This is a genomic window from Methylomonas sp. PHL2-19 (assembly GCF_059331595.1).
Map to the genome: position 1 here is coordinate 3030798 of NZ_CP196839.1, position 26727 is coordinate 3057524.

The following is a 26727-nucleotide window of genomic DNA, read 5'->3' on the forward strand; positions in this document are numbered from 1 at the left end:
TTTCATTGCTTACCCTTCCGCGCCATATCTTCCCACCTGATGCGGCGCGGTAGCCCAGCTAAAACCGGGTTACCACGCCTGCTACGGCACGATGCCTAAAATACGCCGGGCTAAGCGACTTCCTTGGCCTTATCCTGATAACTATCAATTTGATCGAAGTTAAGATAACGGTAGGTATCCGCGCTGGTTTGTTCGATGCTGGCGGCATATTGCATATACTCGGCAACCGTCGGAATCTTGCCCAATAGCGAGCACACTGCTGCCAATTCCGCTGAGGACAGATAGACGTTCGCGCCATTGCCCAAACGGTTGGGGAAGTTGCGGGTCGATGTCGATACCACGGTCGAACCTTCCGCCACTCGCGCCTGATTGCCCATGCACAAGGAGCAGCCCGGCATTTCGGTGCGCGCTCCGACCTTGCCGAAGGTGCCGTAATAGCCTTCTTCGATCAACTGGTTTTGATCCATTTTGGTCGGTGGTGCTACCCACAAGCGTGTGGGTAAGGCCCCGGCTTTTTCCAGCAACTTGCCGGCGGCGCGGAAGTGGCCGATGTTGGTCATGCAGGAACCGATGAACACCTCGTCGATCTTGGTGCCCGCCACTTCCGACAAAGGCTTGATGTCATCCGGGTCGTTTGGGCAAGCTAACAATGGCTCGGTGATTTCATTTAGGTCAATTTCAATGATTTCCGCATATTCCGCGTCTTTATCCGCTTCCATCAATACCGGGTTCGCCAACCAATCCTGCATCGCTTTGATGCGGCGCTGAATGGTCCTGGCATCGCCGTAACTTTCGGCAATCATCCATTTCAGCAAGGTGATGTTGGAGTTCAAATACTCGCGAATCGGCGCCTCGTTGAGCTTAATCGTGCAGCCGCCGGCGGAGCGCTCGGCCGAGGCGTCGGACAACTCGAACGCTTGCTCGACTTTCAAATCCGGCAAACCTTCGATTTCCAAAATCCGCCCGGAAAACACGTTCTTCTTGCCCTGCTTGGCGACGGTCAATGAACCGCTTTTCAATGCCGCATAAGGAATAGCGTTGACTAAATCGCGCAAGGTAATGCCAGGTTGCATCTGGCCTTTGAAGCGCACCAGTACCGATTCCGGCATATCCAGCGGCATTACGCCGGTCGCGGCGGCAAACGCCACTAAGCCGGAACCGGCCGGGAAGGAAATGCCGATGGGAAAACGGGTGTGCGAGTCGCCGCCTGTGCCGACGGTATCCGGCAATAACATACGGTTCAACCAGGAGTGAATCACACCGTCACCGGGACGCAGCGAGACGCCGCCACGGGTCATGATGAAGTCTGGTAAGGTGTGCTGCATTTGCACGTCCACCGGCTTGGGATAAGCGGCGGTGTGGCAGAAGGACTGCATCACCAGATCGGCGGAAAAACCCAGGCAGGCCAGGTCTTTGAGTTCGTCGCGGGTCATTGGTCCGGTGGTGTCTTGCGAGCCGACGGTGGTCATTTTCGGTTCGCAATAGCTGCCAGGCCGCACGCCGGCCACGCCGCAAGCCTTGCCGACGATTTTTTGCGCCAGGGTAAAACCTTTGCCGGTATCGGCGGCTTCGCCTAAGCGGCGAAATACCGTAGAAGCAGGCAAGCCCAAGAATTGGCGGGCACGGTCGGTCAAACCGCGACCAATGATCAACGGAATCCGGCCACCGGCGCGGACTTCGTCGAAGATCACTTCGGTTTTTAACGCAAACTCGCAGACGACTTCGTCCGTATCATGCCGCTTGACGACACCCTGGTAAGGATAAATATCAATCACGTCGCCCATCGCCATGCCGGTGACGTCACACTCGATAGGCAACGCGCCGGAATCTTCCATGGTATTGAAGAAAATCGGCGCGATCTTACCGCCGATACAAACACCGCCGCCGCGCTTGTTGGGGATATACGGAATATCGTCGCCCATGAACCACAACACCGAGTTGGTGGCGGATTTGCGCGAGGAGCCGGTGCCGACAACGTCGCCGACATAGGCCACCGGGAAGCCCTTGGCTTTCAGTTCGGTAATTTGTTGCTCAGCATTGGTGATGCCGTCGCGCGGCATCTTCAGCATGGCCTTGGCGTGCAACGGGATGTCCGGCCTGGACCAGGCGTCCGGCGCCGGTGACAGATCGTCGGTATTGGTTTCACCGGTGACTTTGAACACTGTCACGGTGAGTTTTTCCGGCACTTCCGGCTTGGCGGTAAACCATTCGGCATCAGCCCAGGATTGCAGTACCTGTTTGGCGTAAGCGTTGCCTGCTTGGGCTTTTTCCTGCACATCGTGAAAGGCGTCGAATATCAGCAGAATTTGCGACAGCGCTTTCGCGGCAATCGGCGCCAATGAGGCGCTTTCCAGCAATTCGATCAACGGCGCGACGTTGTAACCACCCAGCATCGTGCCGAGCAATTCGGTGGCTTTTTCCGGCGTCAGCAGCGGTGAAGTCGCCTCGCCCTTGGCGACCGCCGTCAGAAACCCGGCTTTGACATAAGCGGCTTCGTCTACCCCAGCTGGAATACGGTTAGCCAGCAAATCCAGCAGAAACGCTTCTTCGCCGGCAGGCGGCTGTTTCAATAATTCAACCAGCGCGGCAACTTGTTCGGCGTCCAGTGGTTTGGGAACGATGCCTTCGGCAGCGCGTTCGGCGACATGTTTTCGGTATTGTTCTAGCATGATGATTTCCGGTAAAAATTATTGACCTTGGGATGCGTTGGCTGCGGCGGCCTGTTCGGCGATAAAAGTGCGCATGTCGTCGTTATCAACCCGCTGATAAATCTCGGCAACATCCAGCGTGAAATCCACTGACTCGAAGCGGGCTTGATCGCCGAGAAAGTAATGATTGGACACCCAGCCTTCGCTACGCCGGCAGACTTCAACATCGACGATGTCCTGTTCGATCAGCACATATTCCAGCAAGCTGGGGATGGTTTGGTATAACCGGCGTTTGATGGTTTCGTCGCGGCGGCGGGTGGATTTAGACAGCACTTCGACGATCAAGACTGGCGCTTCGGCATAATAGTCGTGGGTCGAGGTATCTTCGCAAACCACCATCGCATCAGGGTAGAACAGATACTGGCCGATCTTGACTTTGACATCGGAACTGAAGGGTTCACAAGGCTTGCCTTGTAAATGATTACCCAACAGTCGAGCCAAACTCATCTTGATGCGCTCATGATTCTTGCTGGCACCCGACATTGCCACCAGCTCGCCGTCGTCATACTCGTGCTTTATATCGCTAAGCAATTCCGCCGCCAGATAATCCTCAACAGACATCCAAGGCTTATCGAATCTAGGTTGCGCGCTCATAACTGCCTCCGCCGCTACTTAATTACTCCATCGCATCGACGATGGCTTGACCCATTTCCTGGGTGCCGTATTTGGTGTCCGGGTTCAAATCTGGGGTGACATAGACGCCGCCGTTCACGACTTTTTCAATCGCGTTCAGCATCCGGGTAGCCGCTTCGTGTTCGCCCAAATGGTTCAGCATCATCACGCCCCCCATCATCACCGCCGTAGGGTTGGCGATATTTTTGCCGACGATGTCCGGCGCACTGCCGTGTACCGCTTCGAATAGCGCTGCATCGGCACCTATGTTCGCACCAGGGATCAAGCCCAAGCCACCTACCAAACCGGCAGTCAAATCCGACAAAATATCGCCAAACATATTGGTAGTAACGACAACGTCAAATTGTTCCGGCTTCATCACCATGTGCATGCAGGCGGCATCGACGATTTTTTCGTCGAACTCGATATCGGGATATTTGGCCGCCACTTCCCGTGCTGCTCTGAGGAACAAGCCCTGGGTGTATTTCAAAATATTGGCTTTGTGGCAGACCGTCACTTTCTTACGATTGTTATCGATAGCATACTTAAAGGCATATTCCACAATGCGTTCGGAACCGGCCTTCGTAACCACCGCCAAGCTTTCGGCGATGTCCTTAGCCGGGGTTAGATAATGTTCCAAACCGACATAGAGGCCTTCGGTATTCTCGCGCACGATGACAATATCAACGTCGTCGTAACGGGTTTTTACGCCTTTCCAGCTTTTCGCCGGCCGCACGTTGGCATAAAGATCGTATTGTTTACGCAGTTCTACGTTGATGCTTCTAAAACCCTCGCCCACCATCGTGGTCAATGGTCCTTTAAACGCCACCCGAGTCTGGGCGATAGATTCCATCGTCGCATCCGGCAGCGGCGTGCCGGTTCTTTCATAAGCCGACATGCCGGCGTCCGCCTCATGCCAATGAATTTTCGCACCCGAAGCGTTGATCACCGCCACCGCGGCGTCCATGATCGAAGGGCCAATACCATCACCTTTAATCAACGTGACGTTATGCATTCATTTCTCCTACTTGATGTTTAAAAATAACCAGTCTTTGCGTGCACTCATCTGAATCGCGATTGAGTCGTTACTCATTCGCGTGATAAAGCACCGTTATTGCGAGTAATAATACACAGTTTCGCGCCCCGCCGCATGGTCAAGCGGGATTGGTGTAGGCCTTAATTTCGGGCGTACTCGGAGTTTATCAGCCAAACTCACCCCAGAAATGCAGCAAAATTCATACCCAAGCAGCTTAAGCCGATAATCGGCGTCCGGCAAACCAAAAAGCGGTATCATCGAACCCGCATCATTTTTTACCCAAGCCTTCATCAAAGCTAAACATGATCTCCGTCGATAAGCTGATTTTCGAATACCCAGGCCTACGCGCATTGGACGATGTGTCGTTCGACATCGCCGCCGGTAGTATCACCGCGCTGGTCGGCCCCAACGGCGCCGGCAAAACCACGCTGCTGCGCTGCATGGCGGCGCTGGATCAACCGGTCAGCGGTGCGATCAATATCGCCGGCATCGACGTATTGGAACAACCGCGCGAGTGCCATCGCATCATCGGCTACTTATCGGATTTTTTTGGGCTTTATCAACGCTTGACGGTGCGGCAATGCCTGCATTTCGTGGCCCGCGCCCAGGGCATTTTTGCAACTGATTGCCCCGCCGCCATCGAAGCTGTCAGCCGGCGTTTGCATATTCAAGATAGATTGGAAAACAGCCCGGCCGAGCTATCGCGCGGCTTACGTCAACGGGTAGCCATCGCCCAAGCCATCATCCACAAACCACCGGTGGTGTTGCTGGACGAACCAGCCTCCGGCTTGGACCCGGAAGCCCGCCATGAACTGGCCGAGCTATTTTTAGACTTGCAAGCCCAAGGCATGACGCTGCTGGTGTCCTCGCATATCCTCGCCGAGCTGGAGGCCTATTGCACCGATATGCTGGTGCTGCGTCACGGCAAAATCGTCGAACAGGTTGCGGTGAAAGCGCCGTCCTTACTAAAACCCTTTAAATTACTGCTGGCATATCCAATAGAAAACCTGCTGCAACGCCTGCAATCGCTACCCGATGTTAAGGTGTTGAATAGCGACGATAAACAACAAGCCTTACTGCAACTTAATGGCGACAAGACTCAACAACACCAAGTGTTGAAAGCCCTCATCGCACTGGATTTACCGGTCTGCGAATTCGCCCCGGTTCCCAGCAATCTGCAAGACGCTTACCTACAAACTATCCGCCACAGCTCATGAATCTGAATCCCGAATTTGAACGCCAGCTGATTTTGGAATGCTCGCCAGCTCGGCTGGTCGGTGCGCCAATCGTGCTGGGCACGGTGTTTACCTTAAGCTATTTTTTGGACGACTACCGGCTGGGCAGCATCACCGCGCAAGCCGCTTTGACGCTATTCATGCTGATCACGCTGCTATGGGGCACCCGGCAAAGCCTGGAGAGCATTGTTGAAGAATACCGCGACCGCACCTGGGATACGCAACGCCTGTCGGCTCTCGGGCCTTGGCAAATGGCCTGGGGCAAACTGCTGGGCAGTACCAGCATGGTCTGGTACTGCGCGGGCATTTGTTTACTGGTCTATGCGCTGGCTACCGACAATCCGGCCGCCCTACCCTTATTGTTTTTTTACGCCATTGGCACTGCATTACTGGTACAAAGCGCCGGGCTTTTGTTGGGATTGCTGGCAGTGCAACGCGGCCAGCTAAAAACCGGTTCGATACTCATTTTGGTATTGGTGGGCTTCCTCGTTTTCATGCCGTCTTTGACTGATTTAACCGAAACGGCCAATTATTTGCCCGGTCATTTTCAAAGTAACACCTGGTATAACCTGACCGTTAACCCACAGACTTTGCACCAAATAAGCCTGCTTTGCGCCTTATTCTGGTGCGTCATGGGCAATTATCGCTTGCTGGCGCAAGACTTGAGTTTGCGAAATTTGCCCTGGGCCTGGCTGGGTTTTACGCTGTTTTTGATTGTCTATTTGGGCGGCTTTATTCCCAATACCCACTATTCCTTTTCCCTGGCTGCTTTAGCCGTTTGCAGCGCTTTAACTTACATTGGCGTCATCGTCGAACGGCACGAGCCAATGCGCATCAAACGCTTACTGGATTATTGGCGACAAGCGAATTGGCGCCGAGTGGGTGAGGAACTACCCTTGAGCGCATTGAGTTTTGCGCTAAGCCTGCCGTTTGCGATATTTCTGAGCTTCCAAGAGCAACGCTTTGCCTGGCTGGACATCTCCCTGCATGCCTACCCACTGGCTGTCGTACTATTAGTACTACGCGATTGCGCCGTTTACCTGTTTTTTTGCTACGGCAAAAATCCGCAACGCGCGTTTAGTCTGAGTTTACTGTCCGCAGCGCTGCTGTACGGCATTCTCCCCGGCCTGTTCGGCGCAGTCGGCATGACCGGCGTTTCAGCCTTATTCTTTCCACTATGGGCGGATTCCGCATTCTCGGCGTTAGCTTTTGCCGCGCTGCAATGTGCGCTGATTTTACGCCTGCTTTATCAACGCTGGCGGCAAAGTGTTTAAGGCCGATAGAATTTGTTGGTGCGTTAGCTAACTTTTCTTGCTTAGGCCTACCGGAATAGAGAAAATAAAGCCCAGCTACAAAAACAACAATAACTTGGCTATCGGAAACACTGATGCGCCCTTTGCGCCGCACCGAGTACGATGGTGGCGACCGGGACCGGCGGCATGCGCAAACCAAATCCATTCATCGAACATCTTGCCAGCAAGGCTTTTTTTCGCGCTCCCACCCACCAACCGCTCCGACGTTTTCTCGATACCAAACTATCGCTCAGCCTCACCAAACTGTTTGCCATCCCGCAGTTCGATGAAGATAGCGAACGGCAGTTTTGGGAAGAACGTTACCTAGTATTACTAAGCCCCCTCAAATGGGCGTTAGGCTTGGGAGCCGTCGCATTCCTGGTCTATATCCTGCTGGATCTGCATACTGGTAATACCTCAACCGCAGAAGCCATCTTAAGACTTCCTATAGTCCTGGTACTTTTGGGCTTATTCAGATACCTAAATGTCTGCGTAGAAGCGGCGGCAAAAATCAACACCATCGCCAAACTCAGCGCCGGACTGTCCGCAGCCAATTTAATCGCCATCTTGCTATACGACGGTAATCCTCGCTACTACGCCGAAACCTGGCCGGCCCTATTGCCCATGTATTTTTTCAGTTACGGGCAAATGTTCATGTCGTTGCGAGCGACAATAAGTTTTGGCTGGAGTACTGCGCTGACCATGCCGCTGGCCGGCTATTGGCTTGGACTGACCATGATTGACTTGATCCCGTCTATGCTGAATCTTTGCATCGTCAATATCTTCGGCGTCTGCACTCGTTGCCAATTGGAAGCTTACGCCCGCAAATCCTTCAGTGAAAAGCGCAAAGTGGAACTGGTCGCCGAGCGTAAGAGCCGCTTCTTGCGGCAGCTCAGCCACAATTTGCGGCAACCACTGCAGGCCCTGAGTTGCTATTCCTCCGTCATGGAGGCAGCCTGTATGGACCCTGCCACTCAATCATTGCAACATATCGCCGGGCGTATGGGCTTTGCGATTGATGAACTGAACCGCGCCGTCAACCATATTTTGGACATTGGCAACCTGGAAAACGGCACGCAACGTCCGTTGCTGACTACCGTCGACATCAATTTGTTGCTGGCCGCATTAGAAAACCAGTTTGCCCCACAAGCCGCCAAACGCGGCCTGAATTTGATCGTGCATCTCCGTCGAAGCCCACCTTATAACGTCCACAGCGACGCCAGCATTTTGAGCCAGATCATCGGCAACCTGCTGGATAACGCGATCAAATACACCAATAGCGGCTGGATCATACTGACGGCCGTCAAAATCGGCCCGGACTGCTTGCAAATCCATGTGCGCGATAGTGGCCCCGGTATCTCGACGGACATACGCGGCGACATCTTCAAGGAATTTGTCCGCGGCCAGCGCCGCAATAACGACCCCAGCGCGCATGGTTTGGGGATTGGTCTGGCTTATGTATCCACCGCCGTCCAACATCTACCCGATCACGAACTGGCATTGCATTCCAAACCGGGACGCGGCTGCGACTTTAAACTGAGCGTACCCATCGCTCAACCCAGTTTGACCAATTTCGAATCACCGGCGCCTATCGGCGACTTTGCCGGCCGTCTGATCCTGGTTGTGGACGATGACGCCGAAACACTCGAAGCTCTGAGCTGCCGACTACAAGCCTGGGGCTGCGACGTACAAACCGCGACTTCGCTTGTCGAAACCCGACTGGCTCTGGCCGACACTCTACAAGTGCCGGACTTACTGATTACCGATTTTTACCTGGGTAACACCGAAACCGCCCACAACATTATCGCCGCCGTCCACGCCGATTGCGGTCCGGTGCCGATCTTGGTGCTGTCGGCGGAAGGCATCTGCGAAGAGGACAAAGCCCACTGGCCGGCCGGTACTCAGTTGTTGCGCAAGCCGGCGAAGTCCAATGTGCTAATGGCGACGATAGTTAAGGCGTTAGAGCGCGAGACGGAGAATGCACAACTTATTTGAGCCTGCCATCGCGCCTACGTCTCTACGCGACCGCAAAAACGCTGCCAATTCCCCCCCATTTATAAAAATAGGGAAAAGGGGGAGATTTTCTACAATCCTGCTCCGGTCAACCCAAACACAATCCCTTGCTCGAACAACTTCACCAGCAATTCGGTCCGCCGTGACACCCCGAATTTCTGGAAAATAGGCCGCAAATGATTCCTGACCGTCTGCTCCTGAATGTTTAACCGCTTGGCAATCGACTTATTGGTATGCCCGCAGGCAATCCAACGCAGAATTTCAAATTCGCGCGGCGTCAGACCCAAGCTGGTCGGACTGGTTTTTGGCTGAATGCCGGGCATTGAGTCGTCACTGCTTGCGGCTACCGACGGCTTACCAGCCATAGCCGCCGGCAAATACACCTTGCCGGACAACACGTCGCGCAAAGCCTCGACAAAGGCCTGCCGCGACACAGTCTTGACCACAAACCCCATCGCTCCGGATTTCAGGGCTTGAAATACCACGTCCCGGTCTTCCACCCCGGAGAACATCACCACGCACAAATCCGGAAACACCTGTTTCAGCTCGGTTAAACCGTCCAGACCACTTCGATCCGGCAGCTGCAAGTCCAGCAATACCAAATGCAAAGTCTGAACCCGCGCAATCGCCAGACCGGCGGCGAAACTCTCCGCCTCGAACACCTGCGCGTCCGGGTAAATCTGTTTCAACAAACAGGCCACCCCTTCGCGCGCGCAAAAGTGGTCGTCGATTAACAAAATATTCACAGTCTTCATCCCCGTAGCAAGCCTGATTGGCGGATTGTAACCCCGTACAGCCCACAATAGACCCAGTACACTTGTACTAGTACGGAAAACAAGTGGCAGTGGGAATTGCGTTGGGCCAGAATCCTTATAGGCAAAACCAAAGAGGCACCGACATGGCAAGTATCCATCGCCAACTTGGCTGCCGGCTCGACTTAGCCTGTGCTCACGGCTATCACATCTGGCTGAGCAAGCACTCAAAAGCTATTATTAAACCGGCGCTCAAATATAGCCGCCCCGCGTATGCGGGGCCCAATTTTCAAGGTGGGTTCCCGCTTCCGCGGGAATGAGGGAACCAGGGAATCTAAGGACCGGGTTAATAAAAGAGGCGGCAAAGCAATCAAGACCTTACCCGACTGGGTTTTATCGTGTAATTTCGAGTTTATTGGCAAACAAAGTTTCGATCTTTTTCATTTAATATTAATTTCTACGCGGACATTAACAGGGCAACGGTACCATGGCCAATTTCAAAGATCTGCAAGGAAAACCAACAGATTTCGACCAATGCTTCCCCGATGTTGTCAAATACGACCCCGCCTCGAAAACCTTCGAAATTGGGTTGGTCATGGGCGGTACGGTGTCGTCAGGCGCCTATACCGCAGGCGTAATCGATTTCCTGATCGAAGCGTTGGACAACTGGCAAACCGCTAAAGAAAACGGTGAAGACGTACCGGACTGGAAGGTCAAACTCAAAGTGGTGACCGGCACTTCCGGTGGTGGGGTCACGGCTGCGTTGTTAGCGCGAGCATTGTCCTTCGATTTTCCGCCGGTTCGTAAAGCGTCAAGCCCTAGCGATCAAGAAGCTAACCCTTTCTACCGAATCTGGGTCAAGGAAGTCGATATTCATAAAATGCTGGATACCGCTGATATCGAAGGCCCGGAGCCGACGGTTTCCTTGTTGAATGCACGTGTGCTCGATAACTGCGCTTGGATGATCGCCAATTTTGACAAGGCCTTCCCCAGCCTGACGCTCAAAGCCAAAACCCGCGAGTTTATCGAAAATCCGCTACCAATTTATCTGACCCTGACCAACTTGCGCGGCATCCCTTACCGGATCGACATGGGCGATAATGGCCTGCAGCAGGAATACGTCAATCATGCCGACCATGTGCGGATGGCAGTTTTTAGTCAAGGGCTGAATCCTAATTATCAGGTTCGCCCGGATGAGTTTACGGTAGGCGGCAACACAAAAAACGCCATTCCATGGGATCAGGCCGTGCAATATGCTTTGGGTACCTCTGCTTTCCCGCTCGGATTTCCGTTGCGCGCTTTGTCACGACCGATCACGCATTATCGCTACCGCGCCATTATCTTGCCTAATTCGAATGATCCCATTCGCCATATCGACCCGATCTGGACCGAATTGGCTGTTGAGCCGATCACTACTTCTCAGGGCATGGTCGCCGACGTCGTCGCTGATGAGTACCATTTTGCCGCCGCCGACGGCGGCATGACCAACAACGAACCTATCGAATTGTGCCGATCCGCACTGGCAGGTTTTTTAAATTCCAACCCTCGTGGCGGCGATGATGCACATCGCGCCTTGATTTTGATTGATCCCTTTGCCGACCAGGCTTCGCTGGGTCCAAAGGATCAGCCCGAGCTATTGAAATCGATTCCCCCCCTGCTGAGTGCTTGGAAAAATCAGGTCCGCTACGATAGCCGCGATCTGATGCTGGCTGCGGACAGCAACATTTTCAGCCGTTTTATGATTACCGCCAAACGCGACGGCGAGGTCGCAGGGGGTAAGTCCATCGCCACGGCATGTGCTTCTGCTTTTGGTGGATTTTTAAGTGAGCGTTTCCGCCGTCACGATTTCTTGTTGGGCCGTAAAAACTGCCAGGACTTTCTGATCAGCACCTTCAATTTGCCGGTTTCCAATTTATTGGTCAAAGACTGGGCAAACGCTCATACTGCCAGCTCATTAATTTCAAACGGTAAAATTAGCTTAATTCCTCTTTGCGGTAGCAGCCAGTTTCCCGAGCAGACAGAGCCTTATCCAAAAGACGAATTTGACTTGGATGCCGCCGATTTTCAAGCCCCCTTGGCAAAACGTATCGCCCGTTTGATTGAAAAAGCCAAAGGCCGCATTAGTCCGCACGGTGTATTTCCCCAGCTCTATCTGGCCCCTTTGTTCGAAAATTCCAAGGACGGTTTACAAACCAAAATCAACGATTGGTTAAAAACGGCTTTGCGAGAGTGGGGGCTGTAAATTCATTATTTAACAACTTTTAAGGAACCATCATGAGTGGATTTAAATTGGGCGAAAAATCCCTTAAAGAACTTAACGGCGTCCATGCCGATTTGGTGGCCGTTGTCAAACGGGCCATAGAACTCACCAGCCAGGACTTCTCCGTTCACGACGGCATTAGGACACTGGCCGAACAGCAAAAATTGGTTCAATCCGGCGCGTCCCAGACGTTGGATTCCCGGCACATCACCGGACATGCGGTCGATTTGGTACCATATATCAACGGCAAACTGCGTTGGGAGTGGGAGCCTATTTACAAAATTGCCGACGCGGTGCGCACTGCCGCGAAAGAACTGAATGTGCCGATCCGCTGGGGTGGTGCCTGGGATGTCACTTTAACCAATACCGACGAAGCGCCGGAAGACTTGGTTGCCGATTACACGGCATTACGTAAAAAGGCAGGGAAAAAGGCCTTCATTGACGGTCCGCATTTCGAGTTGCCAAAAGCAAAATATCCGTAACGCCTTGGCTGCACGGCTACCGACATTTACATACCATCCGCTGACTTTTGAACATTAAACCCTAAGCAAGCATGAAATTAGAACCCAACCACACCCATCAAGTAGACGTTGATCCTCATCACCGCAATTACCCCACCGGCTTGGACGTTGCTGTTGGTGAGAAATATCAATTTACTGCGTCCGGCAGTTGGCGAGATGCTTCGCATATTTGCGGCCCCACGGGTTGGCGAGAAGACTGGACTCAGTATGTGGCACGATTTAGCCGTTTACCGGACTACGACTTGTTTTACTTGTGCGGTGCAATCGACGAGAATGAAAAGAACAATTTTCCGATCGGCGCATCAGCCGAAGTCACGATGACAGCGAACGGTAAGCTCAGTCTATTCGCCAACGACTTGTGGCTGTTTTACTGCAATAACTACCGAGTTCACGATGCGCCCATGTTGGCGAACATTCGGCGAACTGCCTAGTGATTGAATTTGACTATCGCGATAGGCCAACACTCCAACCTTTGGTGATCAAAATGAAACAACTCACTATAGAACCCAACAACACCCAGTTTTCGCTGCCGAACGCCTATGCGCTGGCTTTAGCTTCCAAATTGGCGTATGCCACGGAAGCCGAGGTTTTGAACAAACTGTCGGTGCAAGGCTTTAGCGGCCGATTTATCGACGGCAGCAAAATCGCCGGCTCCAGCCAGGATACCCAGGCCTTTATTGCCCACAGCGGCAGTGTCATCGTGATTGCCTTTCGCGGCACCGAAAAAGTGCCGGAAGACTGGTGCGCCGACGCCAAGATGGCATTTCGCTCCACGCCACACGGCAACATCCACACTGGCTTCGACGATGCTCTCGACGCCATTTGGGATACCTTGATCGATACCCTGGAAAGCGTCCATCAATACGGCCAGTCGTTGTGGCTGACCGGCCATAGCCTGGGCGGCGCGTTGGCGGTGCTGGCGGCGGCGCGTCTGACGCTGGACATCGACCAACGCATCTACAAATCCATCAACGGTTTGTATACCTTCGGCCAGCCACGGGTCGGCGACCGCCGCTTCGTCACCGAAATGGACCAAGCCCTGAAGCCGCGCTATTTCCGTTTTGTTAACGATAACGACATCGTGCCGCGCGTACCCGACCGGCTAAACAAATATCAGGAAGGCGGCAGTATTCGCTTCTTCGATTCGGAAGGCAAATTACACGAGGATGTCGGTTACTGGTTTAAATTCATGGAACGGATTAAAGGCTCGCTAAACCAAAAACTCGATTTAATTCCATCCTTTATCGAACATCATTTCATCGACCGATATATTCAAAATATCGAGAAGAATTTATGATCTCCAGGCAAACGCAGTTGCCGAGTCGGAACGTACATATGGGACAGTTTAAGCAAGGCCTCGGTCAATAATAATAACGGCAAACCCGCCAATTCAAGAGAGGTATACCATGAGCACTAAAAACATCGTTCTCTGTTCCGACGGCACCGGCAACAAGGGCGGGTACGGTAGCGACAGCAACGTGTACAAAACCTATAAGGCGGTGGATGTCACCAGCGGCAACGCCCATCAATATACCTTCTACGACCAGGGCGTCGGCACCGACAAAAGCGACACCAGCAAAAACAAATATTGGACCGCTATGTCCGGCGCGTTCGGTTTCGGTTTTCGCGACAATGTCTTGCATCTTTATCACTTCCTGGCCCGTAGCTATAAACCGGGCGACAAGATTTTTTTATTCGGTTTCAGCCGGGGCGCCGCGACAGTACGCGCCTTTGCCGGGTTTCTGAATGCGTGCGGCTTGGTCGATATCCGCCATGCCCAAGGGCCTAGCGGCTTTGATTCCGACCGGTTCGAAGACTTGGTCAACCAAGCTTTTGCTTGTTACCGAAGCAAGGACGCCGCCAAGCAGCAAGCCTTCAAGGACCAATACGCGCTTGCCGGTGACGGTTACGCGCCCGGCGGCAATTTAGCGATTCATTTTATCGGTGTCTGGGATACGGTATCGGCGTTGGGTTTCCCGAAAGATTTCAGTTGGGCGCTCGAATATCTCTTCGGCGCGTTGGATAAATTCACAGACCAATTCCCGAAACTGGCGCATAACTTCTACGACTTCAAACTAAATAACTCGATACAAAACGCCTATCACGCATTGTCGATAGACGACGAGCGGCAAACCTTTCACCCGCTGGTCTGGGATGAGCGCCATTTCAACAACACTGTCGAACAGGTCTGGTTTGCCGGCGTGCATTCCAACGTCGGCGGCGGTTACCCGCGCACAGGCATGTCGGATGTCGCGCTGGTCTGGATGCTGGAAAAAGCAATGGCCCACGGACTGATTGTTTATGACGACGTGCTGACCTCGTATCGGGAAAGCGCCAACGTCTACGATAAACTGTACGACTCCCGCGACGGCGTTGGCTTGTATTACCGCTACGGGCCGCGCAACCTGCGCGCCCTATCGCTGGACCCCGATACCGACGAACCGATGCTGAAGGGCAATATCGCCGTGCATTTCAGCGCCTACCGCAAACTCAAGGAATTCAGCGAAGGCTACGCGCCGGACGGCATGCCGGCCCGCTTCGATGTAGTCGATGTGGTTGATGCATCGGGCCAGCTACAACGCTTTACCACCGATGCCCTCGAAAATCACGCTAAACCGCAGCACGAAAGCAAACCGGACTGGCCTACGCTAGATGCGGCCGGCAATAAAATCATTCAATCCCGGAAATACCTTTACCGAGCGTTCGTTGAAATCACGATGCTGATCATCATCGTCGCCAGTGTTTTTTGGAAAAATCCGCCCGAGTCTGTTATCGAGCTAAACGACTGCGAAGCAACCCATGTTCAGATTGCCCGAATTCACATCGAATCCGGCAATCAAACCTGCGACAAGGCGTCGCTGGCCGGTAACGATTATTTCAGCATCACGCAAAAAGTCTTGGACGTGCCGGACTCGGTTCAGTACCAAGCTTGTGGGGACGAGAGTGAGCCGAAATTCTGCGCGGCGGCGACTAATAGGCCATTACGTTTGCTAGGCGACCTGCTTCGCTATGTCACGCCCGTCTATTTCGAAAACTTCATTACTTACGTGGTCGAGGTTCATCCGTGGATATCGGTGCTGATGCTCGCGGTCTTGTTGGCAATGAGGGAAACTCGAAAACGTCTGGTCAATAAGCTCGACAAAATCTGTCGGCAGATGACGGACCTGCTATAGCGTTAGAGCCAAGCCGCCGAACCACACGCTCGGTGGCTATCGATCACAGAAATGAGAGGTAACCATATGATAGACGCCACGTTACTTAAAACCGCTCTCCCCCAATGCAAAACCCCTGACATCTGGGCCGACGCGTTGAATCCAGCCATGGAGCAATTTCAAATCAACAATCCCGGCCGCATCGCCTGCTTTCTGGCCCAGACCGGCCACGAATCCAGCCAGTTCAACCGTTTGACCGAAGGCCTTTACTACAAAACGGCCGCCCGATTGGTGGCGGTCTGGCCCAAGCGTTTTCCGACCGAAGCCGTCGCGTCTCCCTATGTCGCCAACGAAGAGAAATTAGCAAATTACATCTACGCCAACCGCATCGGCAACGGCCCGGAAAGTTCGGGCGACGGCTATCGGTTTCGCGGCCGGGGCTTGATTCAAATCACCGGCCGCAGCAACTACGCGGATGTCGGCAAGGCCCTGGGCGTCGATTTGATCGCTCAGCCAGAATTGCTGATTGAACCGAAATGGGCAGCGTTGAGCGCGGCCTACTTTTGGTTTGGCCACGGCTTGAACGCATTGGCAGACGATGAAACCAACGATAACGATATCGAGGACTTCACTTCCATCACGAAGAAAATCAACGGTGGCACCGCCGGCTTACAAGATCGTCTGGCTTTGTATAGATCGATCAAGCCCTTAGTGAAGTAAGCGGAAAAGTGATCGGGCATTGGCTGGCCAACTGAGCGATCACTAGAACAGGTTGCTGCGGATTGCGATAGGCGTGTCTAAAGCGCACCCGGCGCGCCCTACCCAGAAGCTAGACTAGGCGGTGCGCCTTTCTCGATTGCGTAGAAGTACAAACCTGGGATTGCAATCCCAAGGGTTGGGAGGCCCGGCAACCCAGGCTGGCGCACCAATTTAAATGTAAGCCAGCCGACAGTTTTCAATAGTGCTTTTATACTCGATCCGCGCGAAACCTAAACGCGGCGCGACGCAATCATGAATGGCGCCGCGCCGGAACGGATTCGGCAACGGCCTTATCGGTTGTCGAAATAATAATGACTCACGCCACAGGACAAACCATGGACAACGCCTATTTCTCCACTACACGCCTTTTACCCTGGCTGCTGGCAGCCTCCACCGGTCTGGTCGTCGGCTGCGCCGAGACGCCGAAAGCGCCAGTGGCCACGGTAAGCCACCTACCGGCCTTCGAGAAAATTAAAGACAAACTACAGGCGTTGAATCTGACGCTACCCAAACCGGTAACCCATATCGACGCCGCCGGATTCGTCGGCTGCATGGCGCCTTTAACTTCGCGCCTCGAACCCGGATTGGTCAAGGCACTAGGCAATCTAAAAGCCGAACTCGACAAACTGCACGACTTGGACGATGCCAATCTGCTTGGCAAGCCATCGCTGATTTCCGATCTGTTGGACAACTTGACCACCTCGCCGCACTTCGACGGCCCTGCCGGCCTGGCCGACAAAATCAAAACCGGTCTGACAGAGCACCGCAAACAGCTTCATGAGCGCCTGAAAACCGAAACCGCCCTGCTCGCCGCTGACACCGAGCAAGTTCTGAAACTCGAAGAAGACTATCTAAAGGCCTATTTCATAAAAGGCGGCGCGCAATGGTTGTCCCAAGCCATTAAAAACCCCGCCGAACAAACCGAGCTGCGGCAACAAGCCGCGTCAGTTTTAAAGCTGAACCCTGATGATCCCAAGCTGGAGAAAGTTCTGGCCTTGTTCGACAAGCAACTCGGCAAAGCCACCGGCAAACTGGCGCAAAAAAGCCGCGGCTTCGTCGGCCGCGACGGTACCCAATACGGCTATCCCGGCATCGTCGAAACCGGCAACCAAGTCAGCATCGATCACAGCCAAATCGCCGCCGACACCTTGCGTATCACCTTGGAAGCCTTCCGCGACCATTACGCGCCGTTGCCGGTTCTGCCGAATACCAACGCCGCCGCCAGCTTGAAAGATTACGTCATAGATTTCAACAAACCGGTGCACTGGGTTTACGACCGCCGCGACGGTGCCTCTGCCACTATTACCATCGACGAAGCCGGCTTCCAAGCGATCGAAGCCCAGGCCCGTAAAGCTGAAGCCAGTGTCGCCGGGGCAGTTGGCAAGGCCATCCGCGGGGGGGCGTGGGGTGCGTTGAACAACGAAGCGGTCGCCAAACTGGCGGAAACTGCCGCCGGCGTCGTCGCCCGCCACATAACGGAACGCGGTCAATGGTGCTTAAAAGCGCAACAAGGGGGCTAGTGATGAAATGGTTTACCTATCCACACCCGCAGCTACCTTTAACTTGTCTTGGCCTGTCCTTGCTCGCCTCGGGTTGTGCTACAGCACCTACGCCTCATTCCTTGGCACCCTATCAAAACTTACGCGATCAGGCTGTCGTTTCCAATATCATTCCAGCCGAGTTCTCGGCGGCGGAAGCTGCTTCGTTATTGGAGCTATGCATCGAACTGAACAACCAGGACGACCGCAACAATCCCAAGTTTAAAGATCCTGAGGGCCAATTTCAGGCCAAGCCCGATGATTGGCGGCTAGTCTATGACAGTCGCTACCCAGGCAACGCCGATTGGAACAAAGTTTGGTCTTGGAATGGTGAAGGGGAGAATCCCAACGACATCAAAACCAACGGTCTCAAACCACTGAATAATGCCTGGATCATGGCAGAATCCAAGCAAAATCCAGGACACATTGCGATAGCGATTCGCGGCACGGTAGCCGAATGGACCAGCATCCTGGCTGATGCCTATGCCAGCACCATCCCAGCATTCGGCGGCATTGAACTCCCTAAAAACCGCTCGCTGCCCATCGCCTTTGCCGCCACACCGAGTGCGGAAGTACATTTAGGATTTGCCTACGCCGCATTCTCGCTGCTATTCGATCAGCAGCGAGGCATTCTCGAGCAACTGCAACAGCGCTTGGCAACGCAGCCGATAAACCGAATTACAGTAACCGGGCACAGCCAAGGTGCAGCGGTCGCAACGCTAATCCACGCCTTTTTATACTACGCCACCGTCGATCAGCAGAACCCCTATCAATTGCCGCTCAAGAGTAAACCGATACTCAAATCCTACCTATTTGCACAGCCCAAACCCGGCAACTTACAGTTTGCCCAAGACTTTGCAAGAATCGCCGGTTCTACCGCTTTTGTGGTCAACAACGACCGCGACCCAGTGCCGCAAGTACCTTTAAGCTTGGAAACCGTATCCGAAGTCACCCGTTTCGTGACGGAAGATAATGTCAGCGTCGGCGGGATTTTGAATCATGTGTCCGATTTCTTTGGTGACGCCAAGGAATCCGTGCGGGGCTCAATAGCAGAGTTATTTACCGGGCACGTTGCCGACGACTTTGAAAACACCGGTGTAAAAGCCAGCGTAGCCAAATATTTTGGCAACGCGCCGGCCAACAACCCGGAAATCCACGCCAAATCACTGAATTACACGCTGGCCGGACAATTGATACCGGTTTTCGGTGTCAAGGAAGGCGGCGACTGCTACACAATCGGTAAACAGCCTGACATTCTGTTGCAGCACCACGCCACTAGCTATCGAAAGCTGATTAATGCTCAGTTGTTACGTCGGGACAGCCGCTGCGGAAACCCGAATAACCCGTAATTCAGAAATAGGCTAAACCCATTCATCTCCTAAATAAAACGGTGATCGGAATCCCTCACTGCCCTGCTGGATGCACGCAAACAGGGCTGTATCTCAGCATGTTTTGAGCAGATAGTCCGTTTTCTTTAATTTTTACTGCTAAACAAGGTCTGCATCTCCTCCCGTTGAATGACTTCTTTGTCTTGCAGCAGCTCGGCCAGTTTGTCCAGGTAGCCGCGTTTTTCGCTGAGTATTTTGTGGGCGCGACGCTCGGCCTCCTCAATTAAGGCTTTGATTTCGGCATCCACTAAGCGAGCGGTTTCTTCGCTGTAGTTGCGTTGCTCGTTGACGTCGCCGGGCAGAAATTGCAATTGCTGGCGTTGGCCATAGATTTGTGGACCCAGTTTTTTGCTCATGCCCAGGTAACAGACCATGTTGCGGGCAATTTCACTGGCTTTTTCCAAGTCGTTCTGGGCACCGGTTGAGACGCTTTGCAGCGCCAATTGTTCGGCCACCCGGCCGCCGAGCAGGATGGCTAATTGGTCTTTCAGCTCGTTTTCGGTGGAAAGATATTTTTCCTCAACCGGCAATTGCAACGTAAACCCCAGCGCAGAGACACCACGCGGGATGATGGAGATTTTATGCACCGGCTGTCCGGTCGGCACGTTTTCCGCCACGAGTGCGTGACCGGCTTCGTGATAAGCCACTCGGCGCTTTTCGTCCGGGCCGAGAATGCGGTTTTTCTTTTCCGGTCCGGCCATCACTCTATCGATGGCGGCTTCGAAATCCGCCATGTTGACGGTGTCGCGGCCGCCGCGCGCAGCCAATATCGCCGCTTCGTTGGCGATGTTGGACAGATCGGCGCCGACGAAACCGGGTGTGCGTTTAGCAACCGTGTTTAAGTCGATATCTTTGTCCAATTGCATGGCTTTGCTGTGCAATTTCAGGATAGCCACCCGGTCGATCAGGTCGGGTTTATCCACCACAATTTGCCTGTCGAAGCGGCCGGCACGCAGCAAAGCTTTATCCAGGATTTCCGGCCTGTTGGTGGCTGCCATCACCACGACGCCGGAGGTGGCGTCGAAGCCGTCCATTTCGGTCAACAATTGATTCAAGGTTTGCTCGCGTTCGTCGTTGCCGCCCAGCATCGCCGGGCCGCCGCGCGAGCGGCCAATCGCATCCAGTTCGTCGATGAAGATAATGCACGGGGCTTTTTGCCGGGCTTGTTCGAATAAATCCCGCACGCGCGCCGCGCCGATACCGACAAACATTTCGATAAACTCGGAGGCGCTGATGTTAAAAAACGGCACTCCGGCTTCGCCGGACACCGCGCGGGCCAACAGGGTTTTACCGGTACCCGGCGAGCCGACCAGCAACACCCCTTTCGGCATGCGGCCACCCAACTTTTGCAGTTTTTCCGGGGATTTTAAAAATTCGATGGTTTCCTTCAATTCCTGCTTCGCGCTTTCCGCACCGGCCACGTCGTCGAAGGTGGTTTTAGACGTTTCCTGCTGAATACGGATTTTATTGCCCAAGTTCAAAAAGCCGCGCCCTGCTCCGCCGGTCATTTTCGGCAATAGCCAAATCCAGATTCCGGCAAAAATCGCCAGCGGAATCACCCAGTTAAACAGCAAATTGCTCAACCAATTGTCACCGCTTCTGACTACGTATTCGACTTCATGCTCTTGCAGGTTTTTAACCAGCGACTCGTCCCACAAGGGCACGGTGAAAAAATGCTTGCCGATTTTCTTATCTTCTTCTTTTAATGTGCCGTTGATGAATCGCTGGGTAACCACGGCGTTTTCGACTTTATTGTCATTAACCAAAGTTAAGAACTGGCTGTACGGTATTTCCTGGCCCTGGATGCGCTCGCCGCCGGCGAATAGCGACATTACAAAAATCCCCAACAGCACGTATAACCATATCGGCGAACGCTTAGGCTCACTGCCGTCGGGCTGGTCGGTACCCGGTTTAGGTTTGGATAGGCTTTGCCACGTCGATTTGAGCCACGCCAAAAACACGCATAACCATTTAATAAAAGTCTGATAAAGCTCGGTTAGTTTTTGCTGGTCTATCATGACGCACTCCCCTCTTGTAGTTATCGAGGCCATTGCAGGGTCCCTAATCCGCCATTCCAGCCAAAATGGGGATACCTGTTTTGGGCCTCTTTGTTCGTTCACTGTACGCCAGTTTTACCGGTTTTTAACGAGTAAGCAAATGTACTGAGCCGGAAATATTTTCTTAAATATACGGAAATCCGGATATCAACTACCTCTAGCCCCAGCTTCAAGCGAACGCCGGCATTTGAGACGCGGGTTAATGATTTAAGGTCCGATGCACTATTTTTTGCCGTTAGCAAAGTGAAAAATGCATCCAAAGCTTGGGTATTTACGTACATCCTCATACAAGCCAATGTCGGCATAATGGGTTCATCAATTGAGTTGCTGTTTCGCCGCGTTTGCTATCTAATGACCAACTGTCAAAGCAACCGGGCGCACCGTGTCCCGCAACTCATTTTTCCCAACTTAGAAGGAGGGACAAAATGTCAAACCCGCTCAATACGCTGATCGGCAAACTTTTCACAGACCCGATCGAACAAGTCGGCATCGCTTTGCCGTCCGCTACTTTGGTAGCCGTATTCTTTAATTACCGCGAACAGATTCACCCTGCATTGCAGGATTTGCCTGACCCGTTTGACGCCAGCACGGCGGGTGCGTTAATTTTTATGCTGCTGACACTGGCGATCTCCCTTATCGTCAAACGCTTGTCGCACGACATACTGAACACCGCTTACGATTATTTATATCGAAACCGCAAACGCCAGAAAACGGATAGTTGGTATCGGCGCGCGCAAAATCTGGCTTTAACCACCAACGACCCGTTGTTGAGTCAATATCACGAAGCCTTGGATAGACTTAGGGACAACGACAACCCCGTGGTGGCCAAGGTGGAGGCGTTGCAATTGCAATCCAAATTAGCGCGCAGCCTGACTTTGATACTGGCCATTTTTACTGTGGTCTTGTTTATTGAGAAGTTGCTATTACTGGGATGGGTATGCGGCGGCGTTTCAGGATTAATGCTTTCCAGTTTTTGCAAGGAACGTTGGGCCGCGTCCGAAATGGTTTATCAAGCGCTTTACGAAACCTATTACCGCCAGGAGCGCCGTCATCCGATATGGACCTCGCCGATGATGAGCATCAACAAACCGCCAACTCAGCCGCGCGAGCCCGAGACTGTAGACTAAAAAACTCAAGAACACCGACCAGTCGCGGAGCGTAAATATCAGATCGGCAAATAAGGGGGTATATCATGCGCCGGGCAAGTCTAGTTAGAGACCTTAATCCCCTGCAATTCGCTTCAAGCCGGCACCGCTTACAACGCAGGCGGCATCTATCGTAACGACTCGGCCCGCAATCGTTGGAAAATGCGTCAATACCCGATCGGCAGCGCCGAACACGCCGACCGTTTTGTGAAATGGTTTAACGATTGTTTTGTGTTTTTCGACAGTAACGGCGGCGCACCCGAGTGTAGTTTTTTCAATGCCTTGCGCAAATAAGCTGCGCAGCTTTCTCCGCAAAAGTTGGGGCCTCTGAGCGCATCGATTACGACAATTTTGCTCCCGCCTGCGCGGGAGCGGCGACTTTTAAGTTTGGAGCAATCACAAGATGGGCTCTCTGGTTCCAGGTGTCCTTACCACCACAGTTTGACAATTCCCTACCCCGAGGAATCTTAGCGTTATGTGAGTGTCGACTGGCGTAAGATATTGCCGCATCGCCACCATCCATGGCATAAAGTCGGCTGACCTGCTTGCCGACATGGAGGCCCAACATGCTGCAAAAACGCCTGATTGCCCTGCTGTTGCTGCTGATCCTGTTGCCGACTTTATCGGTCGGTTACATGGCCTATCGGTTTGCCATCGACAATATCCGCACGGATCGCTTTAATATTGTCAGCCGCGTCGCGGATAACCGCCATGAACAACTCAAACTGGTACTGGCACGTGCCGACACCCGCGCCCACGCCTTCCTGGCCGAGGTGCTAATGAAATGCGTGGCGGCGGAGCAATTGAACCGCGCTTGTGCCACTGATTTCATAAACGACTATTTACTCACCGAAGGCGCTGCCGGCGCGGTGTTTTTCCGGCTCGACTCCGAATCGGGCACGGTCAGCGTCGGCGAGCAGCCGGTAGCGCTTTCTGACCTAAAAAATTTTCAAGCCGGACAACTGGCCGACTTCAGCAAACCGGTTCCGGACCAGCCACGTTTTTATTATGTGATTGCCAAAGATGCCAAACTGCCCTGGCAATTGTTGATCAGCTATCCGGTTAGCCTGATTCAAAGTATTTTTACGGCTCACCCCGATTTGGGCAAATCCGGCGAATCTTTCCTGGCCGACAGCAGCGGCTTTTTCGTGACCCAGCCGCGCTATGCCAGCCGACAAGACCATAGCCATGCTATCGCTGCGCAACCCATGCAAAGCTGCCTGGCCCTGAAAAACGCGGAAATGATGGTCAGCGATTACCGGGAGCGTGCCGTCATTCATGGTTTCCGTACGATTCCGGAAATCGGCGGCGGCTGCATCATGGCGCATATCGAACAGGCCGAGGCGCTGGCCCCCATTCAGCGCCTGGAAAAACAAATGCTGCTCACCGTGCTGGTTTTTGTCGGCTTGACGACGATAATCGCCAACGCCCTGGCCCGGCGTATCGTCCGGCCCATCTCGCGCCTGACCTGTACCGCCCGACGCATTCGCGACGGCGACTTGTCGGTGCGAGCAGAAGTCCGAGGTCTGGATGAAATCGCCGAATTGGCCAACTCCTTCAATCACATGACCGATGCACTGGCGGATGCCCAACATAATTTGGAAGCGAAAATCGCCGAACGCACCCACGCCCTGCGTACCAGCGAGGAACGCTATATGCTTGCCGAGCGGGCTGTTAACGACGGTATCTGGGACTGGGACATCGTGCATCACGAATACTACTTATCACCGCGCTGGAACAAGATTCTGGGTTATGCCGACGGCGAATTGCCGAACGTGGAATCGATTTTCTTCGAATTAATCCACCCCGATGACAAAGCCCGCGCCAGTGAAGCGTTTCGCAAACACTTGGAACATAACGAGCGTTACACTACCGAACTGCGTCTGCGGCACAAAGACGGCAGCTACCGCTGGGTGCTGGATCGCGGCGACGCCTTGCGTGATGCCGAAGGTCGGCCGGTACGTATGGTAGGCTCCATCACCGACATTACCGAACGCAAGGCAGCGGAAGCCGAGCTGCTGAAATACCGCGAGCACCTGGAAGAACTTGTAGCGATGGCCACCACCGAGGTCAAAGCGATTGTGCAAACCGCCGTGAATGGCGTGATTTCCATCGACAGCAGCGGGCTGATTCGGATGTTCAATCCGGCCGCCGAAAAACTGTTCGGCTGGAGCAGCGCCGAGATCGTCGGTAAGAATGTCTCGCTACTAATGCCGGAACCGGATGCCTCCGCGCACGACAGTTACATCCAGCATTTTTTAGCCACCCATCAGGCCAAAATTCTCGGCATAGAGCGGGAAGTCATCGCCCAACGCAAAGACGGCAGCCGCTTTCCGGCCAATTTGGCGGTGGGGCACGGCATTATCTCGGAGGGCCGGCACCTATTTGTCGGCTTTATTTCCGACATAAGCCTGCAGAAACAAGCCGAGCAGGAACTCAGACTGGCTAAGGAAGCAGCCGAGGCCGCCGCCAAAGCCAAGGCCAATTTTCTGGCCAATATGAGCCACGAAATCCGCACGCCCATGAACACCGTGATCGGCTTTGCCGAAGTGGCCTTGCAAGATCAAAACCTGGCCGCCGATACGCGCGGCCACATCAAAACCATCCTCAGTTCCGGCCGGCATCTGCTGGGTGTGATTAACGATATTCTGGATTTTTCCAAAATCGAAGCCGGCAAAGTAGAGTTGGAATCGGTGTGCTTCAACCTGCCGTTTGCGGTGCAAGAAGCGCTGCAAATTATGGGTTTACGCGCCGCCGAAAAAGGTTTGCGTATCGATCTGGCGATAGAAGCCGGACTGCCCACCCATTTCGTCGGCGACCCGAACCGTTTACGGCAAGTGATTTTGAATCTGGTCGGCAACTCGGTAAAGTTTACCGATACCGGCAGCATAGGCGTGACGATCAAGCGTGCGGAAGGCATAGAGATGTTGCATTTTGCCATCAGCGATACCGGCATAGGCATGACCCAGGAACAAACCGAGCATATCTTCGAATCGTTCTCGCAAGCGGATACCACCACTAGCCGCCGCTTTGGCGGCACCGGTCTAGGTACCACCATCAGCAAACAAATTGTCGAGATGATGGGCGGTCGTATTTGGGTGGAAAGCCAAGCCGGGGTCGGCTCGGTGTTTCATTTCACCGTGCATATGCCGGAATCAGCCAGCGCGGAAAACTGCCTGTACGATGTGAGCTCGGTGCATAGCGTGGCTTATTTTTCGCCGCGCCGCTTCAAGGTATTGCTGGCGGAAGACATAGAAGCCAACGCCACTTTGGCGCGCTTGCGTTTGGAACAACAAGGCCATCAAGTCAGCTGGGTTAAAAACGGCCAGGAAGCGGTGGACGCCTTTCGAAGCGGTGACTACGACTTGATTCTGATGGACTTGCAAATGCCGGTGCTGGATGGCATAGCCGCCACCCGGCAAATTCGCAAACTGGAACAAGCCAGCGGTAGCCATATCCCGATTCTGGCCCTGACCGCCAGCGTATTGAGCCATGAACGCCGTGAATCACTGGATGCCGGTATAGACACCATCGTCGGCAAACCCATCGATGTCGACGATTTATTAACGCAGATGGAACGGCTAGTGCCCAAGGGGCACGGCATTGCCAACACCGGCGTGAATATTGCCGAACCAGTAAAAATTGCCGTGGACTTTACGCCGTTGACGGGCTTCGCCGATTACGAAAAAGGTTTGGCAACCTGGCTGGACCCACTGATTTATGCCGATGCCTTACTAAATTTTGCCGAACAACATGGCGCGGACGGCAGAAAATTACTACGTAATTTACAGGAGCACCCGGAGAATCCGGAAGCGGTCCGGCGCATCGCCCATGCGTTAAAAGGCGTGGCGGGCAATCTGGCCTTAACCGTTATCGCTGGTCTGGCGACCGAGGTTGACGCGCAATTCAAAAGCGGCGACCTGCAAAATATCCAGGAATTGATCAAGACGCTGGACGCCGCGCTAAACGCCGCTGTTGCAGCCATACACCAACTAAAACTGCCGAGCAAACCGGTCGCCGTCGCCGCAATAGCCTTCGATGCCGATCAGGTCGGCAGCCTTTTACAGCAATTAAACACCGCGCTGGACAGCTTGAATCCTGACCACGTCGAACCGGTTTTACAAAGGCTTAGCGCGTTTCTCGACGAAACCGAGCTGAAAGCCATCCGTTTTGAAGTGGATAGTTTCGATTTCGACGCCGCGAAAATCCAAGTTAATCGCTTGGCGGATAAATTAGCGATCACGTTTAAGGAATAAGCC

General features: G+C 53.5%; 19 protein-coding genes. 14 read left to right on the forward strand and 5 right to left on the reverse strand.

The features are described 5' to 3' along the window. Positions 1-110: 110 nt before the first annotated feature. Genes acnB through ACR02O_RS13935 form a run of 3 tightly spaced genes read right to left on the reverse strand, consistent with a single transcriptional unit; the run spans position 111 to position 4335 of the window. Positions 111-2669, reverse strand: coding sequence for a bifunctional aconitate hydratase 2/2-methylisocitrate dehydratase (acnB, locus tag ACR02O_RS13925; protein ID WP_494521862.1), 2559 nt, complete (start codon positions 2667-2669; stop codon positions 111-113). 18 nt (positions 2670-2687) lie between these two features. After that, complete coding sequence (locus ACR02O_RS13930; RefSeq protein WP_494521863.1) at positions 2688-3302, reverse strand: Uma2 family endonuclease; 615 nt, start codon at positions 3300-3302, stop codon at positions 2688-2690. Between the two features lie 22 nt (positions 3303-3324). Then, complete coding sequence (locus tag ACR02O_RS13935) at positions 3325-4335, reverse strand: isocitrate/isopropylmalate dehydrogenase family protein (protein ID WP_319963047.1); 1011 nt, start codon at positions 4333-4335, stop codon at positions 3325-3327. Between the two features lie 323 nt (positions 4336-4658). Between ACR02O_RS13935 and ACR02O_RS13940 the strand changes: the two genes are divergently transcribed. The 3 genes from ACR02O_RS13940 (at position 4659) to ACR02O_RS13950 (ending at position 8878) form a co-directional block, all read left to right on the forward strand. Then, the gene (locus tag ACR02O_RS13940; RefSeq protein ID WP_494521864.1) at positions 4659-5573 is read left to right on the forward strand and encodes an ABC transporter ATP-binding protein; all 915 of its coding nucleotides are present in this window, start codon (positions 4659-4661) and stop codon (positions 5571-5573) included. Then, entirely contained in the window at positions 5570-6865 is a 1296-nt protein-coding gene (locus ACR02O_RS13945) for an ABC transporter permease (RefSeq protein WP_494521865.1), read from the forward strand. Before ACR02O_RS13940 ends, ACR02O_RS13945 begins: the two co-directional genes overlap by 4 nt. A gap of 165 nt (positions 6866-7030) precedes the next feature. Further along, on the forward strand, positions 7031-8878 hold the full coding sequence (locus ACR02O_RS13950; protein ID WP_494521866.1) for an ATP-binding response regulator: 1848 nt from the start codon (positions 7031-7033) through the stop codon (positions 8876-8878). 89 nt (positions 8879-8967) lie between these two features. Here ACR02O_RS13950 and ACR02O_RS13955 read toward each other — a convergent pair whose 3' ends face one another. Then, the gene (locus ACR02O_RS13955) at positions 8968-9642 is read right to left on the reverse strand and encodes a response regulator (protein WP_494521867.1); all 675 of its coding nucleotides are present in this window, start codon (positions 9640-9642) and stop codon (positions 8968-8970) included. Positions 9643-10135: 493 nt separating this feature from the next. On the opposite strand from ACR02O_RS13955, the gene ACR02O_RS13960 reads away from it, so the two are divergent. The 8 genes from ACR02O_RS13960 (at position 10136) to ACR02O_RS13995 (ending at position 19227) form a co-directional block, all read left to right on the forward strand. After that, the gene (locus ACR02O_RS13960) at positions 10136-11890 is read left to right on the forward strand and encodes a patatin-like phospholipase family protein (RefSeq protein WP_458137488.1); all 1755 of its coding nucleotides are present in this window, start codon (positions 10136-10138) and stop codon (positions 11888-11890) included. Positions 11891-11922: 32 nt separating this feature from the next. Next, positions 11923-12390, forward strand: a complete 468-nt coding sequence (locus ACR02O_RS13965) for a M15 family metallopeptidase (protein ID WP_319960841.1) — start codon at positions 11923-11925, stop codon at positions 12388-12390. 71 nt (positions 12391-12461) lie between these two features. Then, the gene (locus tag ACR02O_RS13970) at positions 12462-12860 is read left to right on the forward strand and encodes a hypothetical protein (protein ID WP_494521868.1); all 399 of its coding nucleotides are present in this window, start codon (positions 12462-12464) and stop codon (positions 12858-12860) included. Between the two features lie 53 nt (positions 12861-12913). Beyond that, positions 12914-13726: a lipase family protein gene (locus ACR02O_RS13975; RefSeq protein WP_458137490.1), complete on the forward strand. Its 813-nt coding sequence runs from the start codon at positions 12914-12916 to the stop codon at positions 13724-13726. 109 nt (positions 13727-13835) lie between these two features. Further along, positions 13836-15602 (forward strand): T6SS phospholipase effector Tle1-like catalytic domain-containing protein, encoded by a 1767-nt coding sequence (locus tag ACR02O_RS13980; protein WP_458137491.1) that lies wholly within the window; start codon positions 13836-13838, stop codon positions 15600-15602. Between the two features lie 66 nt (positions 15603-15668). Further along, positions 15669-16301 (forward strand): glycoside hydrolase family 19 protein, encoded by a 633-nt coding sequence (locus ACR02O_RS13985; RefSeq protein WP_458137492.1) that lies wholly within the window; start codon positions 15669-15671, stop codon positions 16299-16301. Between the two features lie 374 nt (positions 16302-16675). Next, the gene (locus ACR02O_RS13990; RefSeq protein WP_494521869.1) at positions 16676-17860 is read left to right on the forward strand and encodes a hypothetical protein; all 1185 of its coding nucleotides are present in this window, start codon (positions 16676-16678) and stop codon (positions 17858-17860) included. A 2-nt stretch (positions 17861-17862) separates the two neighbouring features. Then, entirely contained in the window at positions 17863-19227 is a 1365-nt protein-coding gene (locus ACR02O_RS13995) for a lipase family protein (RefSeq protein ID WP_494521870.1), read from the forward strand. 125 nt (positions 19228-19352) lie between these two features. Here ACR02O_RS13995 and ftsH read toward each other — a convergent pair whose 3' ends face one another. Then, positions 19353-21284 carry an ATP-dependent zinc metalloprotease FtsH gene (gene ftsH / locus ACR02O_RS14000; RefSeq protein ID WP_494521871.1) on the reverse strand — a complete coding sequence of 644 codons (1932 nt, stop codon included), beginning with the start codon at positions 21282-21284 and terminating at the stop codon, positions 19353-19355. 464 nt (positions 21285-21748) lie between these two features. Here ftsH and ACR02O_RS14005 point away from each other — a divergent pair, with 464 nt between their 5' ends. The 3 genes from ACR02O_RS14005 to ACR02O_RS14015 all read left to right on the forward strand — a co-directional run bounded on the left by ACR02O_RS14005 (position 21749) and on the right by ACR02O_RS14015 (position 26724). Continuing rightward, a complete protein-coding gene (locus ACR02O_RS14005; protein ID WP_458137496.1) occupies positions 21749-22450 on the forward strand; it encodes a hypothetical protein in 702 nt (233 codons plus the stop codon). Between the two features lie 180 nt (positions 22451-22630). Beyond that, positions 22631-22762 (forward strand): hypothetical protein, encoded by a 132-nt coding sequence (locus ACR02O_RS14010; RefSeq protein WP_319960832.1) that lies wholly within the window; start codon positions 22631-22633, stop codon positions 22760-22762. Between the two features lie 272 nt (positions 22763-23034). Further along, on the forward strand, positions 23035-26724 hold the full coding sequence (locus tag ACR02O_RS14015; protein ID WP_494521872.1) for a PAS domain S-box protein: 3690 nt from the start codon (positions 23035-23037) through the stop codon (positions 26722-26724). Positions 26725-26727 lie beyond the last annotated feature (3 nt).

What these genes read in the sequence shown, in the direction of transcription:
- acnB (WP_494521862.1), bottom strand. Translation starts at nt 2,669, where the DNA reads ATGCTAGAACAATACCGAAAACATGTCGCCGAACGCGCTGCCGAAGGC.
- ACR02O_RS13930 (WP_494521863.1), bottom strand. Translation starts at nt 3,302, where the DNA reads ATGAGCGCGCAACCTAGATTCGATAAGCCTTGGATGTCTGTTGAGGAT.
- ACR02O_RS13935 (WP_319963047.1), bottom strand. Translation starts at nt 4,335, where the DNA reads ATGCATAACGTCACGTTGATTAAAGGTGATGGTATTGGCCCTTCGATC.
- ACR02O_RS13940 (WP_494521864.1), top strand. Translation starts at nt 4,659, where the DNA reads ATGATCTCCGTCGATAAGCTGATTTTCGAATACCCAGGCCTACGCGCA.
- ACR02O_RS13945 (WP_494521865.1), top strand. Translation starts at nt 5,570, where the DNA reads ATGAATCTGAATCCCGAATTTGAACGCCAGCTGATTTTGGAATGCTCG.
- ACR02O_RS13950 (WP_494521866.1), top strand. Translation starts at nt 7,031, where the DNA reads ATGCGCAAACCAAATCCATTCATCGAACATCTTGCCAGCAAGGCTTTT.
- ACR02O_RS13960 (WP_458137488.1), top strand. Translation starts at nt 10,136, where the DNA reads ATGGCCAATTTCAAAGATCTGCAAGGAAAACCAACAGATTTCGACCAA.
- ACR02O_RS13965 (WP_319960841.1), top strand. Translation starts at nt 11,923, where the DNA reads ATGAGTGGATTTAAATTGGGCGAAAAATCCCTTAAAGAACTTAACGGC.
- ACR02O_RS13970 (WP_494521868.1), top strand. Translation starts at nt 12,462, where the DNA reads ATGAAATTAGAACCCAACCACACCCATCAAGTAGACGTTGATCCTCAT.
- ACR02O_RS13975 (WP_458137490.1), top strand. Translation starts at nt 12,914, where the DNA reads ATGAAACAACTCACTATAGAACCCAACAACACCCAGTTTTCGCTGCCG.
- ACR02O_RS13980 (WP_458137491.1), top strand. Translation starts at nt 13,836, where the DNA reads ATGAGCACTAAAAACATCGTTCTCTGTTCCGACGGCACCGGCAACAAG.
- ACR02O_RS13985 (WP_458137492.1), top strand. Translation starts at nt 15,669, where the DNA reads ATGATAGACGCCACGTTACTTAAAACCGCTCTCCCCCAATGCAAAACC.
- ACR02O_RS13990 (WP_494521869.1), top strand. Translation starts at nt 16,676, where the DNA reads ATGGACAACGCCTATTTCTCCACTACACGCCTTTTACCCTGGCTGCTG.
- ACR02O_RS13995 (WP_494521870.1), top strand. Translation starts at nt 17,863, where the DNA reads ATGAAATGGTTTACCTATCCACACCCGCAGCTACCTTTAACTTGTCTT.
- ftsH (WP_494521871.1), bottom strand. Translation starts at nt 21,284, where the DNA reads ATGATAGACCAGCAAAAACTAACCGAGCTTTATCAGACTTTTATTAAA.
- ACR02O_RS14005 (WP_458137496.1), top strand. Translation starts at nt 21,749, where the DNA reads ATGTCAAACCCGCTCAATACGCTGATCGGCAAACTTTTCACAGACCCG.
- ACR02O_RS14010 (WP_319960832.1), top strand. Translation starts at nt 22,631, where the DNA reads ATGCGTCAATACCCGATCGGCAGCGCCGAACACGCCGACCGTTTTGTG.
- ACR02O_RS14015 (WP_494521872.1), top strand. Translation starts at nt 23,035, where the DNA reads ATGCTGCAAAAACGCCTGATTGCCCTGCTGTTGCTGCTGATCCTGTTG.